Here is a 16,383-nt window from a genome sequence, read left to right on the forward strand (position 1 = left end):
AAAGCCGCACCCAACGCCGCTTCCGCTCGCCGTAACGCTACGGCGGTGCGGCCCACCGATCCGCTCGACGAGCATTGGAACACATAGGTCCCCGAACGGACGATTGCCTTGGCAATAGAAGACCCTCGTCGGTCATCGCCGCTGTGGGTGGCAGCCCGTCGGTCTGGAGCTGCCACGATTCTCATCCTCGCGTCACATATGAGCTGAAGCTTTCCGGATCGGGTATCCAATCGGCATCCAGTTGCTCGGCGATATGGTTGAATTCTGCCCTCAGGACAAGAGTGAGTAGAGCAGCCCCGCTACGAAAATCCCATCCTGGTTCGTTTGACGCATCGACTATTCAGATTGATTGGCGTGATACCCGGCGCGGCCGCAACACGCGAGGCCGTCAACCGCTGAGCAGAAAACCAGCCTTCGCCTTCCGCGGCGGCGGACCTCGTCAGCCTCTCGAAAGCTTGCCTGAGTAGGTTGCTCATGTGATCTGTGGAAGTGAGGATAGCGTGCACCCGTACAAACTAGACATTCATCGTGGCAGCTTGGCTGCAGGTGCAGCACGCCGTACCGCACGAGCAAGCGGACAGGCCGGCCAAGCCGGTTTTGAGCAGCACTTGGGCGAACTGCAGGCGGCGGACGAGTTGATGGGTGCGCTAGGCGAGGAGGTCCTCGTCAATGGCTCGCATGGTAAAGGTGAGTTGAGACCAACGAAGAGGCAGAGGATCCAAAGCAATCTGCAGCATGCTGTCACTGAGCGGCAACCAGGTGAGGTTGGCAACTCAGGCGCTCGCGTGATGATGCAACTCCCCACCGATCAGGTGGGTACATCGGAACGGGAGGCGCAACTTGTGATGCAGGGGGACGAGCACGAATACACCCCAGCACCGCATCTCGACGGGTCGATGCCCTCGACAGTGCAGCCGGATCGTCCAATTGTGGTCCCCGACGGTGCCGACAAGCGTCCTGTTTATTCCAACGATGCCACCGCCATCGAAGGGCTGAAGTCAGCACTCCTTGCGGGTAAAGCCAGGCCGGACACGGTCACTCGCAGCACAAATTCTCTTTTCGGCTTTAGTCGTTGGCTCTTTCAAAACAACAAGCCAGGGCTTGCTGCTCGGCTTTACCATCCGTCGCTGAGCCAGGATCTCGAGGAGTACGAGAGTAGGGGTGGTTCCTCCACCGTGGCTGGCGCACTGCGTCAATTGATGAAGTCGATGGGCGGAGCCGGCCCGATTGTGGGTCGCGCTGTCCTGAACCCCCATCCTGACGACGCCGCGCTCACCAGACATTTCAGATCCGCGAGCGGCTACGCAACTGCTCTTAACCATTTCAGTCATTACCTACGTCAAAATGACAAGCTCGGAATTGCGGGTCGCATTTACGATAAATCGCTGGATAAAGATGTTGAGAGCTACAAGGCCGCCTCCTCTAATGGTGGAGCTCCGATCGAATCTGCGCTGGTTTATCTCCGCAAGAACCCGCCGCGCGTTATACTCGGGAATCATCTGGAAAACGCGGTCAGCATGGAGGCTCGTCCCCGTGGCGACGCTGCTCAGCATACCGCACCACAGCAGGGATTCGATTGGCCAGAGGAGCTCCTGCCGGTAGGTTATAAGGAGGGCACCGATCTACCATTGTCTCTCGCCCCAACCGCGCACCAACACCAAGCGCCCGACTTTGGAGAGGCCGTCCCTCACTTGAACTGGCGCCACGGCGACCAGGGCGCCCCGGAGGAGCTGGTAGCTGCACGGGACAGGAGCAGCCCGCTGCCAAGCGAGGCGGTGCCACATAAATCTGGACGGGGACTCGCTACGCAGCCCAGATTGTGGGCGGAGAAATCCGCCTCGCCAGAGCTCTTTCGACGGCGGGCGGAGCAGGCTCTGCCGGCGTCCGCCAGAGGTGTGGAGACATCCTCCGCGGTTGATGAAGCCGCGCAGGCCGCTCGCCAAGCTTTGGCTTGGTTGCAGCAGGAGATGGAGGGGATCGAACCGATGCAGGATCCTCATGAGGTGGCTACACCGGAATGTGAGGCGCAGCTCGTCAGGCAGAGGGATGAGCACGAATCCACCCCAGCACCGCATCCCGGAGGTGGTGGGTCGATGCCCTCGACAGTGCAGCCGGATCGTCCAATTGTAGTCCCCGACGGTGCCGACAAGCGTCCTGTCTATTCCAACGATGCGACCGCTATCGAAGGGCTGAGGGCAGCATTCCACGCGGGTAAGGCCAAAGCGAACACGGTCACTTACAATGTAAATTCTCTTTTCGGCTTTAGTCGGTGGCTCCTTCAAAACAACAAGCCAGGGTTTGCTGCTCGGCTTTACCATTCGTCGCTGGATCAGGATCTCAAGGAGTACGAGAGTACGGGTGGTTCCTCCACCGTGGCTGGCGCACTGCGTTACCTCAAGAAGTCGACAGGCGGAGCCCCGATTATGGCTCGCCCTGTCGTGATCCCCTATCCTGACGATGCCGAGCTCATTAGAAATTACAGAGCCGCTTCGACCAAGGAGTACCTGGCAGCGCCTGCGACCGGACGGAATCCAGATACCGTGGGCGGCTATACAAATTTTCTTAGACATTTTAGTCAGTACCTGCGTCAAAATAACAAGCTTGGGATTGCGGCTCGGATTCACGACAAATCGCTGGATAAAGATGTTGAGAGCTTCAAGGCTGTCTCCTATGGTAATAGGCTAAGTATCAGTTCTGCATTGGCTCACCTCCGGGATATCCTGCCGCGCATTGTGCTCGGGCGCGAAACTGTCCTTTCTGCTCATCCGGCAGACGCAGTCACCAGGCGCGTTGGGGCCGCTGCTGAAGCTGGGCCAGCGGCACCGGCAAGAGCTCCCCAACCCGCCTCGCCAGCAACCGCTAGGCTGCCAGGCACCTACCGCGGCCTTCCACTGGTTGATGTGACCACACTGACTACCAGTTCCTCTGGGGCTCAGATCGGGGCGCTCGATCCGACAGCCCCGTCCAACGTTGCAACGGGGCGGGTGCTCGGCGCCGCCGAATGGCTGAGCGACGCCCATATCCAGAGAGATTACAATTTGCTGGAGGGGCAACTGCAGGGGATCAATCCGGCGCTCGCTGCCCGGACTCGGCTGGTGGATCCTTCCGTATCCCATCTACTGCGACACACGTCGCCGCAAGACGCTCGAGGCATATTGCAGTCCATCTATAATCAAAACAACGCCACAGCCGACTTCCTGTTCTTGCCAGTGAATAATGGCACGGCTACTAGCCCCGGCACCCATTGGTCGCTGCTGCTCGTTGATCGCCGCGACCCGGAAAGGCGGTTCGCCTATCACTACGACTCCCTCCAGCGAGAGGGATATAACGACGTGCCTGCAAAACAGCTCGCAGGACTGCTGAATGCCACCTTGGCGCCAGCCCCCATGGCCAGACAGACGAACCATTATGATTGCGGCGTATTTGTCCTGGAGGGCACGTGGGCGCTGGTTGAACGATTGGTGAAAGGGCAGCGGCCAGACCACGAGCCGCTGCCCCTCGACAACCTCGTTGCCGATCGGCAGGCGCTGCAAGACCGGCTAAGGAGGCGCTTGCCGCACGAGGAAGAGCCGCGGCAGCTGCTGGAGGATGAACCCGCCTCCCCACCGATGATGGCATTCGAGCCAGGGGAACTGCGGCAACTGTTGGAAGACGAGCCTGCCTCCCCACCAATGATGGCGTTCGAGCCAGGGGAACTGCGGCAACTGTTGGAGGACGAACCTGCCTCCCCACCAATGATGGCGTTCGAGCCAGGGGAACTGCGGCAACTGTTGGAGGACGAGCCTGCCTCCCCACCAATGATGGCGTTCGAGCCAGGGGAACTGCGGCAGCTGTTGGAGGATGAACCCGCTTCCCCACCGATGATGGCGTTCGAGCCAGGGGAACTGCGGCAACTGTTGGAGGATGAACCCGCTTCCCCACCGATGATGGCGTTCGAGCCAGGGGAACTGCGGCAACTGTTGGAAGACGAGCCTGCCTCCACTTGGGCACAAATCAATTCGACCCCACATGCGCGAGCGGACGGTGTTCATCAGCCAGCCCAGGCGCCGTGGCTCCCTGAACGCAGAAGATAACTTTGCGGAGGAGCGGTCACGCAACTGTCGGCGGCGCCGGGCCTCAGGGTGAATGGAAAGGATGGAGTGGCGGATGGTGTCGCGTGAAGGCGCAACACGCGTGCTGACCGACCTGCATACGTAGGAAGTCGTTCATTGCTCCCAAATCGTATGTGAGGAACATTCCTGTCCCGGCTGCGCCGCGCGATGCTAGGTCGCGTTGTTCAGCGGGCCAAGCCGATGACACCTACGAAGCTACTGATCGGGCAGATCGCCGTTGTGTGCGCAATTGTCATTATCGGCGTATGGACGGCAACCCAATGGTGCGCTCAAATGCTGACCTACCAGACGCCTCTCGGCGCACCATGGTTTCTCTTCGCCGGCTGGCCAATCTACAAGCCGTGGAAGCTGTTTGAATGGTGGTTCCACTTCGATGCTTATGCGCCGGAGGTCTTCGACAAAGCCGGTACGCTTGCAGGCGCCAGCGGATTCCTGGGTTGTGCCGCCGCAATCGCTGGCTCGCTTTTGCGCGCGCGACAGCGCGGGTCGGTTACGACCTATGGGTCTTCACGGTGGGCCACGACTCATGAGGTCGAGACGGCAGGGTTGTTACGGCCGGCGGGCGTTTTCCTCGGTAGGCTGAACGATCGCTATCTGCGCCATGACGGCCCGGAGCACGTCATGGCATTTGCGCCGACGCGTTCGGGCAAGGGCGTGGGGCTGGTTGTTCCAACGCTACTTTCCTGGACCGGGTCTGCCATCATTCATGATATAAAAGGCGAAAATTGGCAGTTGACCTCCGGCTGGCGGTCGAAATTCTCGTACTGCCTTCTGTTCAATCCGACCGACCCGAGATCGGCACGCTACAACCCGCTGCTGGAGGTGCGCAAAGGCCCAGATGAGATCCGGGACGTTCAAAACATCGCCGACATCCTCGTCGATCCCGAGGGCGCGCTGGAGCGACGGAACCACTGGGAGAAGACCAGCCATTCACTCCTAGTTGGCGCCATTTTGCACGTGCTCTACGCTGAAGAGGACAAGACGCTGGCCCGCGTCGCCACCTTCCTGTCGGACCCGCAACGCTCGTTTGCCGCAACGCTACGGCGGATGATGACGACAAACCATCTCGGGACGGGGCATAACCCTCAGGTCCATCCCGTAGTGGCCTCGGCGGCTCGCGAACTCCTGAACAAGTCGGAAAACGAGCGCTCAGGCGTCCTCTCGACCGCCATGTCCTTTCTCGGGCTTTATCGTGATCCAACGGTCGCGGCGGCCACTTCGTCCTGCGACTGGCGCATCGCTGACCTAGTGGATGGAGAGCGACCGCTGTCGCTCTATCTGGTCGTGCCGCCTTCGGATATCTCGCGCACCAAGCCTTTTGTGCGACTGATCTTGAACCAGATCGGCAGGCGGTTGACGGAGCGTCTGGAGGGGGACCCGAAGAAGAGCCGTAAGCATCAGCTGCTCATGATGCTGGACGAGTTTCCGGCGCTCGGTCGCCTCGACTTCTTCGAAACGGCGCTCGCCTTCATGGCAGGTTATGGCATTCGCTCCTATCTGATCGCACAATCTTTGAACCAGGTTTCAAAGGCCTATGGCGAGAACAATGCTATTCTCGACAATTGCCACGTGCGAATTGCCTTTTCCTCCAATGACGAACGCACGGCCAAGCGCATCTCGGATGCCCTCGGCACCGCAACCGAACTTAGGTCGATGCGCAACTATGCGGGCCATCGGCTTGCGCCCTGGCTTTCACATGTCATGGTGAGCCGCCAGGAAACCGCGCGCCCGCTCCTGACGCCAGGCGAGGTGATGCAATTGCCGCCGTCAGACGAATTGGTCCTGGTTTCTGGGTTGCCGCCGATCCGCGCCAAGAAGCTGCGCTATTATCAGGATCAGAATTTCACAGATCGGGTGCTGCCTGCGCCGGTGCTGCACGACGGACCCTATGCGGACTGCCCTGCATCACGCCCGGACGGCTGGACTGGACAAGTGTGCAGCGTCGATAGCCGACTTGCTGCGGACGAGGAAAGCGCCGACGCGCCAGTTGAAGACGAGGGAGGCGTTCAGCAGCAACGCCATCCAAGCCTGCCCGAAGAAGACGTTGTTGTCTCTCAAGAGCCCGATCAGGCCGATCTGTACAAGCCCGCAGACGATGACAGCGAAGCGCTCGCGGACAAGCGTGTCATGGATCGGATTTCCACTGCGGCCCGCGTCTACGGTATCAACGAGGGCAGGGGCGACGATGTCATTCCCGGCTTCTGAAGTCCGCTGAGTTGCAGAGCGCACCTCAGCGTAGATAACGGCCATAAGCAATTTTGAGCGTCTGGCCGATGCTTCTCCCGTCGCCGGCGCAACGCCGGGCCGTCGGAACGATCCGCATGAAGCCGCACCGCATTCGCCATCAGTTTCTGCTTGAGCCGGAGCTCAGCGAGAAACTGGACAACCTCAGTCGCGATCCGTCAACGACCAAATCAGCGATCGTGGGGAAGGCGATCGAGGCGTTCATCGAGCGGCGTGGCGAGAGCGAGTTCGATCGGCGCTACGGCGTAAGGCTTGACCGGCTCTCCCGCGATCTTGCCCACGTCAGGCGCGATTCCGAGGTGATCCTGGAGAGCCTGGCGCTCTTCATCCGCTTTTCGATCACCCTTCACGCCCACACGCCGGTCCCGGATCGGGCAACGCAGGCTATTGCCCAAGAGCGTTTCGAGAAATTCGTTGAGAAGGTCGGCCGCCAGATCGCTTCCGGCAAAAAGTCGCTTAGCAAAGACAATGGTGGGGGAGGGGAAGGATGAGCTCTCATCCCGAGGCCGACCACCGGCGGCGTGTCATGCTGCGCACCGCCATGGGTCCGGCAATCACCGAAGCCCTGGCCGATCCGTCCGTCATCGAGGTGATGGTCAATCCCGACGGCGCGCTGCGACTCGACCGGTTAGGCGAAGGTCGGGTCGATACCGACGTTCACATGCACCCGTCCGAGGCAGAACGTATCATCCGCCTGGTTGCTTCGCACGTGCGCGCCGAGGCGCACGCCGACAACCCGATCGTCAGTGCCGAATTGCCGTCTGGCGAACGCTTCGAAGGCCTGCTGCCACCTGTGGTGTTGGCGCCATGTTTTGCCATCCGCAAGCCCGCCGCGAAAGTCTACACCCTGGCCGACTATGTTGCCGAACGCATCATGCTGCCGCTGCAGGCCGATGCGCTGAAAAAGGCCGTCCGCGAGCGGCGCAACATGCTGATCGCCGGCGGCACTTCCTCGGGGAAGACAACACTCGCCAACGCTCTGCTGGCTGAAGTCGCCGAATGCGACGATCGGGTGATCCTGATCGAGGACACACGCGAACTGCAGTGCGCGGCCAGGGACTGCGTTGCCCTGAGAACAAGGCGGGGCTCGGTCACCCTTGCCGATCTCGTGCGCTCGACGCTGAGGCTCAGGCCGGACCGCATCATCGTGGGCGAGGTGAGGGGCGCGGAAGCGCTCGACATGCTGAAGGCATGGAACACCGGGCACCCAGGCGGCATCGCTACCGTACACGCCAATTCCGCGCGCTCGGCTCTCTATCGCATTGAGCAACTCGCCCAGGAAGCGGTGGTCACCGTTCCCCGCCGGCTCATCGCTGAGGCGATAGATCTGATCGTCTTCATAGCGGGACGCGGCTCGTCGCGCCACATCGACGCAATCGCCGAGGTCACCGGTCTCGACGGCAGCGGCGATTACGCCGTTGCCCCGCTCACGCTTTCGCAACTCCAGCAGCTTTGAAAGGCCTTCCTCATGCGCAAGAAGCTTCGCTTTCTTTCGTCCACAGCGCTCGCGTTTCTTATCACGGCCCCGGTTTATGCCGCCGGCTCCGGCATGCCGTGGGAGCAGCCGCTGCAGCAGATCCTGGAGTCCGTGCAGGGACCGGTCGCCAAGATCGTTGCGGTGATCATCATTATCACCACCGGCCTGACGCTTGCCTTCGGCGACACCGCCGGTGGTTTTCGGCGCCTGATTCAGATCGTCTTCGGTCTGTCGATCGCCTTCGCGGCATCGAGCTTCTTCCTCTCCTTCTTCTCCTTCGGTGGTGGGGCGCTCGTCTGATGGCCGCCGGGGAGCAGCATATCGAGGGCTTCGCAGTACCGGTCCACCGGGCGCTGACCGAGCCGATCCTGCTCGGCGGGGCTCCGCGCGCGGTGGCGATCCTCAACGGTACAGTGGCCGCGGCCATTGGCTTCGGCTTGCAGCAATGGATTGCTGGTCTGGTGCTTTGGATCGCAGGCCACTCGTTAGCGGTGTTTGCCGCAAGACGCGATCCGGACTTCGCCAGCGTGCTTGTGCGCCACCTACGTCTGAAGGGGTGGCTTGCATGCTGAACCTTTCGGAATATCGAAGCAAAGCCGACCGGCTTGCCGACCATCTACCCTGGGCTGCCTTGGTGGCGCCCGGCATCGTGCTCAACAAGGACGGCAGCTTTCAGCGGACGTTGCGGTTCCGCGGCCCGGATCTCGAAAGTGCGACGGAGGCTGAACTCGTCGGCATTTGCGCCCGGGCGAACAATGCTCTCAGACGCCTTGGCTCTGGCTGGGCATTGTTCTTTGAGGCCGAGCGCACAGAAGCGCTGGGCTATCCGAACTCGCATTTTCCTGACGCCGCGTCGTGGCTGGTCGACGAAGAACGCCGCGCTGCTTTCGAGGGGAAGGTAGCGCACTACGAGAGCCGCTATCATCTGACCTTGGTGTTTATGCCACCGCCGGACGCCCAGGCGCGCGCAGAAAGCACGCTCGTCGACTCTCATTATTCCCGAGGAGAAAGAGACTGGCGCCAGGATCTGGCGAGGTTCCGTGACGAGACCAACCGCGTGCTCGATCTCTTCTCGGGTTTCATGTCCGAAGTACGCGTCCTCGATGATGCTCAGACGTTGACCTACCTCCACGGCACGATTTCGCCTCGTCGCCATCCTATCATGGCCCCGGAAACGCCGATATATCTGGATGCAATCCTGGTCGATGCGCCGCTTACCGGTGGCCTGGAGCCGATGCTGGGTGAGCAGCATCTTCGCACACTGACCATCCTCGGCTTTCCGAACCTCACCCGGCCCGGAATCCTCGATACCCTCAATCATCAGGATTTCGCCTATCGCTGGATGACGCGCTTCATTCCGCTCGAGAAAACGGAAGCCACGAAGACGCTGACGCGATTGCGCCGGCAGTGGTTTGCCAAGCGCAAATCGATCGTGGCAATCCTACGCGAGGTCATTACCAACGAGCCGGTCCCGCTTGTCGATAGCGATGCCGACAACAAGGCGCTCGATGCCGACGAAGCCCTTCAGGCATTGGGCGGTGATCATGTGAGTTTCGGCTATCTCACCACCACCGTGACGGTGTGGGGCGAGGATCGCCAAGCCGCTGCAGAGAAGCTTCGCGCGGTCGAGCGCATCATCAATGGGCTCGGCTTCACCACGATCCGAGAAGGCGTCAATGCGGTCGAGGCTTGGCTCGGCTCATTGCCTGGCCATGTCTACGCTAACGTTCGCCAACCGCTCGTTCATACATTGAACCTTGCCCATCTCATGCCGCTGTCGTCGGTTTGGGCCGGTCCTGCGACAAACGAGCATCTCGCGAAAGTCACCCAAACCGAAGCGCCACCGCTTTTCGTTGCCGAGACCAGTGGGTCGACACCGTTTCGGCTTTCCACCCACGTCGAAGATGTCGGCCACATGCTGGTTGTTGGTCCGACCGGCGCCGGCAAGTCGGTTCTGCTTGCTCTGATTGCTCTGCAGTTCAGGCGCTACGCCGGCGCCCAGGTTTATGTCTTCGACAAAGGCAATTCGGCCCGTGCTGCAACACTTGCCATGGGTGGAGAACACCACGCGCTAGGAGCGGACGGTTCCCTTGCCTTTCAGCCACTGCGCAGCATCAACGACCAGGCTAGCCGAAGCTGGGCGGCCGAATGGATCGCCAGCCTTGTTGCCCACGAGAACGTCACCGTCACGCCGGAGGTGAAGGAGGCTATTTGGTCAGCGCTGGCCAGCCTTGCCACCGCGCCGGCGCAGGAACGCACACTGACCGGTCTTTCGGTCCTGCTTCAATCCAATGCGCTGAAGACCGCATTGATGCCCTACACGCTCGACGGTCCCTTCGGCCGCCTGCTCGATGCCGATCATGATGGGCTGGCCTTGTCGGATGTGCAGTGTTTCGAGACCGAGGAGTTAATGCACAGCCAAAGCGCTTTGCTGCCGGTGCTTACCTATCTGTTCCAGCGACTTGAGGAACGGTTCGACGGACGGCCCACGCTGATCATGCTCGACGAGGCGTGGGTCTATCTCGACAATCCGCTGTTCGCCGCCCGCATCCGCGAATGGCTGAAGGTGCTGCGAAAGAAGAACGTGTCGGTTGTCTTCGCTACGCAGTCGCTGGCTGATATCGCGGGCTCTGGCATAGCGCCGGCAATCATCGAAAGCTGCCCGCAGCGCATTTTCCTTCCCAATGATCGTGCCGTGGAACCCCAGGCGCGCACAGCCTACGAGCGCTTCGGTTTAAGCGAGCGGCAGATCGAATTGATCGCCCGCGCCACGCCGAAGCGTCAGTATTATCTGCAATCGCGCCGCGGCAACCGTCTGTTCGAGCTCGAGCTTGGCCCCATCGCTCTTGCGCTTTGCGGTGCTTCCGATCCGGCCACGCAGACTCTGATCGACAGGATCATGTCCGAAGACGGGCAAGGCAGCTTTGCCTCGCAGTTCCTGATCGCGCGCGGCCTCGATTGGGCCGGCGAACTTCTCAAGCAATTCCCTCAACCAGACAAGGAGCAATTCTCATGATGCGGCGACGCCTTCTCTCCGGCCTGATCACCGTTTCCCTGATCGCCAAGCCTATGGCCGACTATGTGCAGCCCGCCTACGCCCTTATCGTGTTCGATCCGTCCAATTATGCGCAGAACGTGCTGACGGCCGCGCGCGCATTGGAGCAGATCAACAACCAGATCCAGTCGCTGCAGAATCAGGCGACCATGCTGCAGAACATGGCGCGCAATCTTCAGCGTCTGGATTTCTCTTCCGTTGGCCAACTCACCGGTTCGCTCCATCGCATCGACGGCTTGATGGACCAGGCGAGTGGCCTCAGCTTTGATCTGGGCAAGCTTCAAGACCAGTGGCGCAGCCAATATCCGGAAAGCTACGACGCCACGATCAAAGTCAGCGATGTGGCGAGTGCTGCGCGGGAGCGTTGGCAAACCGCCATGCAGGCGTTCCGCCAGACCATGGGTGTCCAGTCGCAAATCGTCGAGAACGTCCGCGCCGACGGCGATCTGCTCGCCGATCTCGTCAACCGCAGCCAAGGGGCGGCCGGTGCGCTTCAGGCAAGCCAGGCCACCAACCAGCTGATGGCGCTTTCGACAAAACAGCAGATGCAGATCCAGACGCTGCTCGCAACGCAGTTTCGAGCTGAGGCCGAGGATGCCGCCCGCAAGGCCCAGTCAGACGAAGCCGCCCGCGAGATGACGAAGCGATTCTTGGGTACCGGCTCGGCTTATCCCGGCAATTAATCACGAGTTCATCACGACGAGAAAGGCAGCGGCATGAACGACCTTGGCGTCATCGATCGCTTCATGGAGACCTTCATCCGCTACATCGACAGCGGGTTCGGTCTGCTATCGGGCGACCTCGCCTTCCTCACTACCATTCTGATCGGCATTGACATCACACTTGCCGGCCTGGCGTGGGCGCTCGGCGACGAAACCAGCGTTCTCGGCCGGCTTGTCCGCAAGGTGCTCTATGTTGGCGTCTTCGCCTTCATTCTGAACAATTTCAAGAACCTCGCCGATATCGTTTATCGTTCTTTTGCCGGTCTCGGGATTAAGGCGTCGGCCGGCAATCTGTCGGCAGACAATCTCTTGCGCCCGGGCCGCATTGCCGCGACCGGTTTCGAAGGTGCTTGGCCAATGCTTGACCAAGCCAGTCAGCTCCTGGGCTTCCCGGAAATCTTCGGCAACGCACTGACCATCTTCGTGCTGCTGATGGCCTGGTTCCTGGTCATCATCGCCTTCTTCATCCTTTCCATCCAGCTTTTCATCACCATCCTTGAGTTCAAGCTCACCACGCTGGCAGGTTTTGTTTTGGTTCCATTCGCACTTTGGAACCGTTCAGCGTTCCTGGCCGAACGCGTGCTCGGCCATGTTATCTCGTCAGGCATCAAGGTGATGGTGCTCGCCGTCATTGTCGGTATCGGCTCCACGCTCTTCGGGGAGTTCGCTTCCGCATTGCAAGGCAAGGAGCCGGATCTTGCCGGTGCCATGTCCCAGGTACTGGGCGCACTGGCATTGCTTGGCCTTGGCATTTTTGGGCCGGGGATCGCGTCGGGTCTTGTCTCAGGCGCACCGCAGCTTGGGGCGGGCGCCGCCCTCGGCACGACCGCGGCGGCAGCGGGTGTATCACTCGTTGCTGGAGGCACAGCATTTGCTGGCGCGCGTATGGCAACCAGCGGCGGTGTCGCCGCCATCCGAGCCGGCACAACAATGGGATCGGCTGCTTCCACGTCATGGCAGATCGGGCGCGCAACCTCGCCCGACGCTGGCCTCTCCGGTGTGGCTGCTGGAATGCATGGTGTAACCAGTGCAGCTGGCGGCGCCGCTATACGCATAGCGCGATCCGCCACTGCAAGTGTTGGGCGCAACGCCGATGCCGGGCGCGATGCCGCGTGGACCGCGACCGGCGGCACGCCGACAGCGCCAATGACCGAACGCTCTGCCGGTTCGGCCACTGTTTCGGCGCCGACGTGGGCAAGGCGCCTACGTTCTGAACAGACCGCCCGTGCAAATCGCCACGCTGCCATGCAAGCTGTCCGAGACGGAGACCGGCCGGGAGGCAGCGCCACCCCCTCTCTCAACGACAAGGATGACTAGATGCTCTTCAAGCGACCCGTGCACCGTTACGGCAAAACACCCGAACCGGTCACGCCGTATCAAAAAGCCGCCCAGCTGTGGGACGAGCGCATCGGCTCATCTCGACTGCAGGCCAGGAACTGGCGGATCATGGCCCTTGGCTGCCTGGCCTTGGCGACCGGGCTTTCCGGCGGACTCGTATGGCAGTCGATGCAAAGCCGTGTCGTGCCTTATGTCGTCGAGGTCGATGGCTTCGGCGAGACGCGCGCCGTCGCGCCGGCGATCCGGAATTATGAGCCCTCGGATGCTCAGATCGCCTGGCATCTCGGCCGCTTCATCCAGAATGTCCGTTCCGTTTCCACCGATCCGGTTTTGGTACGGCAGAACTGGTTGGCAGCGTACGACTTTGCTAGCGATCGCGCAGCGCTCTTCCTCAACGAATACGCCAAGGCGAACGACCCCTTCGGTCAGATCGGAACGCGCAGTGTTTCGGTACAGGTCACCAGCGTGGTCAGAGCCTCCGAAAGTTCATTCCAGGTCAAATGGACCGAGCAGGTGTTTGAGCGCGGAAGCCTTGCCAGCACGATGCGCTGGACTGCGATCCTCACGATCGTGATTCGCTCGCCAAGCAATACGGATCAGCTGCGCAAGAATCCGCTCGGCGTCTTCATCAATGCCATTGACTGGTCACGCGAGCTCGACAGCGCCGTCCCAACCCCCCTTTCTCCGACGGAGTCCACCAATGAAAGGTAAAATGTCACCGATTCGTGCCGTGCTGATCCTATCGGTGTCGGCAGCGGTCGTTTCCGCTTGTGCATCGAAGAAGGTGCCGCCGCCTGAGATTTCCTATGACGCTGCCGACTTCAAACCGGCCGCGATCGAAAAGGCGCCGGAGAGGCCGATTAGAATTGTCGAGGTGCCAAAACCACTGCCGCTGCCTGGCCAAATGCAGCCCGAGCCCGGCAAGGCCGAGGACAAGCGCCCCCCTGAAGAACGCGTCGCTGATGCCAACAAAGCCGCGACCCAGCAACCCACCAAGTACGGGTATGTTAATGCCGTGCAAGTCTACCCCTTCACCGATGGCGCGCTTTATCAACTCTATGCCGCGCCGGAGCGCGTGACCGACATCGCTCTGCAGCCGGGCGAGAAACTAACCGCCGTGTCGGCTGGCGACACCGTGCGCTGGGTCATTGGCGATACCGCAAGCGGCACCGGTGACAATCAGCGCACCCATGTTCTGGTAAAACCCTTCGCGCCGGGTCTTGCCACCAATGTCGTCATTACGACGGACCGGCGGACCTATCATTTGCAGCTTCAAAGCACCGAGAAGACCGCAATGGCGGCAATCTCCTGGACCTACAGCCAAGACCAGATCATCGCGCTTCGCCAGCGCAATGCTCAAGCCGAGGCAGTTACACCGGTCGCGTCGAATATCGCGCTCGAAAACCTTCGCTTTCGCTACTCAATCAGTGGCGACACACCGCCCTGGAGACCGACGCGAGCCTTCGACGACGGCAGCAAGGTCTATATTGAGTTCCCTCGTCGCATAGATCAGGGCGAGGCGCCACCACTCTTCATCGTCGGCGCAGATGGGAGCAGCGAGCTCGTCAACTATCGCGTGCGCGGCAACTATTACATCGTCGATCGGCTCTTCGCCGCGGCCGAACTTCGCCTCGGCACCAAGCGGCAGCAGGTGATCCGCATCAGCAGGATTGACGGCAGGCAACCGCAACGGCGGATCTCGCTCTTTCGCGGCAGCCGGCGAGGTGAGGACTCATGATCGAAAATTCCCGCTCTGGCATCCCGCCGAAACTGGATCCCGAGGAACTGCAGCTTCGGGCCTCTCCCCGCCGCGTGGTGCGGTTCAGGCGCGGTGTGATCATCGCGATCGCAGCGCTCGGATCCGGCGCTGTCTTCGGCGTTACCATGATCGCCCTCCAGGGGCCGGCCCTTCGCATCAGGGATCAGGCGGAAGATCTCTACAACACTGAGCGCAAACCAACCGCCGAGGGGCTCGATACGCTTCCCCATGACTATTCCGGCATGAAGCCGAAGCCTCCCGTCCTTGGGCTACCTTTGCCGGGCGACCTCGGCCGCCCCATCCTCGAGCGGCAGCGCCAGCTCGGCATCGTGCCGGGCCAAGACATCTCGGCCGAGGAGCAGCGTCTAGCGCAGCAGGCGATCGAAGCGCGTGAATCGCGGGTGCTTTTCCGCGTCGAAAATCGAGCTCAAAAGACAGATGTCGGAGAGAGCGTGCAAACTGCTCAGCATCCATTTGAGGCGCTTCCCCAATCCGAAGCAGGACGCGCGTCAGCCTCGGTGGCGGCGGCGGAAGGCGACCAGAACAATCAGCAGCGAAAGCTTGATTTTCTCAGCCAGCGGAGCACTGGCGGGATCTACAATCCGCATGCGCTGCAGACGCCGATCTCGCCATATCAACTGATGGCTGGCAGCGTGATTGCCGCCAGCCTGATCACCGGCATCAATTCCGATTTGCCGGGCCTTGTCGTCGCGCAAGTCACCGAAAATGTGCACGACACGGTCACGGGCAACATATTGCTGATTCCGCAGGGCTCACGTCTTATCGGCGTCTACGACAGCGTCGTCGCGTTCGGGCAAAAGCGAGCGCTGCTGGTCTGGCAGCGCATTCTGCTGCCCGACGGCTCGTCGGCCGAAATCGACAATCTGCCCGCGAGCGACACCGCCGGCTACGCAGGGCTGGAAGACGAAGTCGATTTCCACACTTGGCAGATGATCAAGGGAGTGGCGCTTGCCACATTGCTCGGTGTCGGCACAGAATTCAGCCTCGGCGAAAACGAGAGCGATCTGGTCAAGGCGATCCGGGAATCAGCCCAGCAGAACGCCAGTCGAGCCGGCCAGCGCATCACCGAAAAAAACCTCAATATCCAGCCCACCATCGTCGTCCGCCCAGGTTGGCCACTGCGCGTCATCGTGCACAAGGACATCGTGCTGCGGCCATACGCCAGTTGAGCAGGAGTTATCATGGCTGACCTGAAACTTGGAAAACTTCCGGACCGAACAGCTTCGAAGATCACCATTACCGTCAGCGCGGAGCTGAGCCAAACACTCAAGGAGTATGCTGCACTTTACCGTCAGACCTATGGTCAGTCTGAAACCGTGGCAGAACTCATCCCTTTCATGCTGGCGGCGTTTCTGGAAGGCGACCGAGCCTTTGCCAAGGCCAGAAAGGAACGTCTGCCGACGGAGCTTGCCGGAAAATCGTGACTCCTCCGCTAGGGCAGCTGGAACATTGCCTAGCTGTCGCGACCTACCTGCTCCTCGCGAAGCATAGGATCAAACACCTTGGAATGCAGGTATGCGCAAGAGATGATGTGGAAGGAGATACCGCGCAACAGCCTAAGTTTGCATTTTCGATTTGGTCGGCCGTGAACTATCCGCAAGCCATTGATCTGGCCTGTTGATTGAGGCGGATAGCGGCTTTGGAATTGCAGGATT

General features: G+C 60.8%; 14 protein-coding genes. 13 read left to right on the forward strand and 1 reads right to left on the reverse strand.

From position 1 onward, the window contains the following. Positions 1–608 precede the first annotated feature (608 nt). From EOD29_RS29405 to EOD29_RS29465, 13 genes are all read left to right on the forward strand, one after another. On the forward strand, positions 609–4,073 hold the full coding sequence (locus EOD29_RS29405; protein ID WP_063169234.1) for a Ulp1 family isopeptidase: 3,465 nt from the start codon (positions 609–611) through the stop codon (positions 4,071–4,073). Between the two features lie 219 nt (positions 4,074–4,292). After that, positions 4,293–6,317, forward strand: a complete 2,025-nt coding sequence (locus EOD29_RS29410) for a conjugal transfer protein TraG (protein WP_063169233.1) — start codon at positions 4,293–4,295, stop codon at positions 6,315–6,317. Between the two features lie 116 nt (positions 6,318–6,433). Next, complete coding sequence (locus EOD29_RS29415) at positions 6,434–6,847, forward strand: CopG family transcriptional regulator (protein WP_063170364.1); 414 nt, start codon at positions 6,434–6,436, stop codon at positions 6,845–6,847. Beyond that, entirely contained in the window at positions 6,844–7,812 is a 969-nt protein-coding gene (trbB, locus tag EOD29_RS29420; RefSeq protein WP_024502850.1) for a P-type conjugative transfer ATPase TrbB, read from the forward strand. The genes EOD29_RS29415 and trbB overlap by 4 nt, the downstream gene beginning before the upstream one ends. 12 nt (positions 7,813–7,824) lie before the next feature. After that, on the forward strand, positions 7,825–8,133 hold the full coding sequence (locus tag EOD29_RS29425) for a TrbC/VirB2 family protein (RefSeq protein ID WP_024502851.1): 309 nt from the start codon (positions 7,825–7,827) through the stop codon (positions 8,131–8,133). Then, the gene (locus EOD29_RS29430) at positions 8,133–8,405 is read left to right on the forward strand and encodes a VirB3 family type IV secretion system protein (RefSeq protein WP_024502852.1); all 273 of its coding nucleotides are present in this window, start codon (positions 8,133–8,135) and stop codon (positions 8,403–8,405) included. Before EOD29_RS29425 ends, EOD29_RS29430 begins: the two co-directional genes overlap by 1 nt. Continuing rightward, positions 8,399–10,849, forward strand: coding sequence for a conjugal transfer protein TrbE (gene trbE / locus EOD29_RS29435; RefSeq protein WP_063169232.1), 2,451 nt, complete (start codon positions 8,399–8,401; stop codon positions 10,847–10,849). Before EOD29_RS29430 ends, trbE begins: the two co-directional genes overlap by 7 nt. Continuing rightward, positions 10,846–11,571: a P-type conjugative transfer protein TrbJ gene (trbJ, locus tag EOD29_RS29440; protein ID WP_024502854.1), complete on the forward strand. Its 726-nt coding sequence runs from the start codon at positions 10,846–10,848 to the stop codon at positions 11,569–11,571. The genes trbE and trbJ overlap by 4 nt, the downstream gene beginning before the upstream one ends. Positions 11,572–11,604: 33 nt before the next feature. Next, positions 11,605–12,927, forward strand: coding sequence for a P-type conjugative transfer protein TrbL (trbL, locus tag EOD29_RS29445; RefSeq protein ID WP_063169231.1), 1,323 nt, complete (start codon positions 11,605–11,607; stop codon positions 12,925–12,927). Beyond that, a complete protein-coding gene (gene trbF, locus EOD29_RS29450) occupies positions 12,928–13,659 on the forward strand; it encodes a conjugal transfer protein TrbF (RefSeq protein WP_063169230.1) in 732 nt (243 codons plus the stop codon). Between the two features lies 1 nt (position 13,660). Beyond that, entirely contained in the window at positions 13,661–14,686 is a 1,026-nt protein-coding gene (trbG, locus tag EOD29_RS29455; RefSeq protein WP_164548809.1) for a P-type conjugative transfer protein TrbG, read from the forward strand. Next, complete coding sequence (locus tag EOD29_RS29460; protein ID WP_063169228.1) at positions 14,683–15,897, forward strand: TrbI/VirB10 family protein; 1,215 nt, start codon at positions 14,683–14,685, stop codon at positions 15,895–15,897. Before trbG ends, EOD29_RS29460 begins: the two co-directional genes overlap by 4 nt. Before the next feature lie 12 nt (positions 15,898–15,909). After that, positions 15,910–16,152, forward strand: a complete 243-nt coding sequence (locus EOD29_RS29465; protein WP_024502859.1) for a DUF2274 domain-containing protein — start codon at positions 15,910–15,912, stop codon at positions 16,150–16,152. A 29-nt stretch (positions 16,153–16,181) separates the two neighbouring features. On the opposite strand, the gene EOD29_RS36575 is transcribed toward EOD29_RS29465, so the two are convergent. After that, positions 16,182–16,383 (reverse strand): hypothetical protein (locus EOD29_RS36575; protein ID WP_206520515.1); only part of this gene is annotated, 202 nt, incomplete at its 5' end.

Source organism: Mesorhizobium sp. M1A.T.Ca.IN.004.03.1.1 (genome assembly GCF_003997555.1).
In the GTDB taxonomy this organism is placed as follows: domain Bacteria; phylum Pseudomonadota; class Alphaproteobacteria; order Rhizobiales; family Rhizobiaceae; genus Mesorhizobium.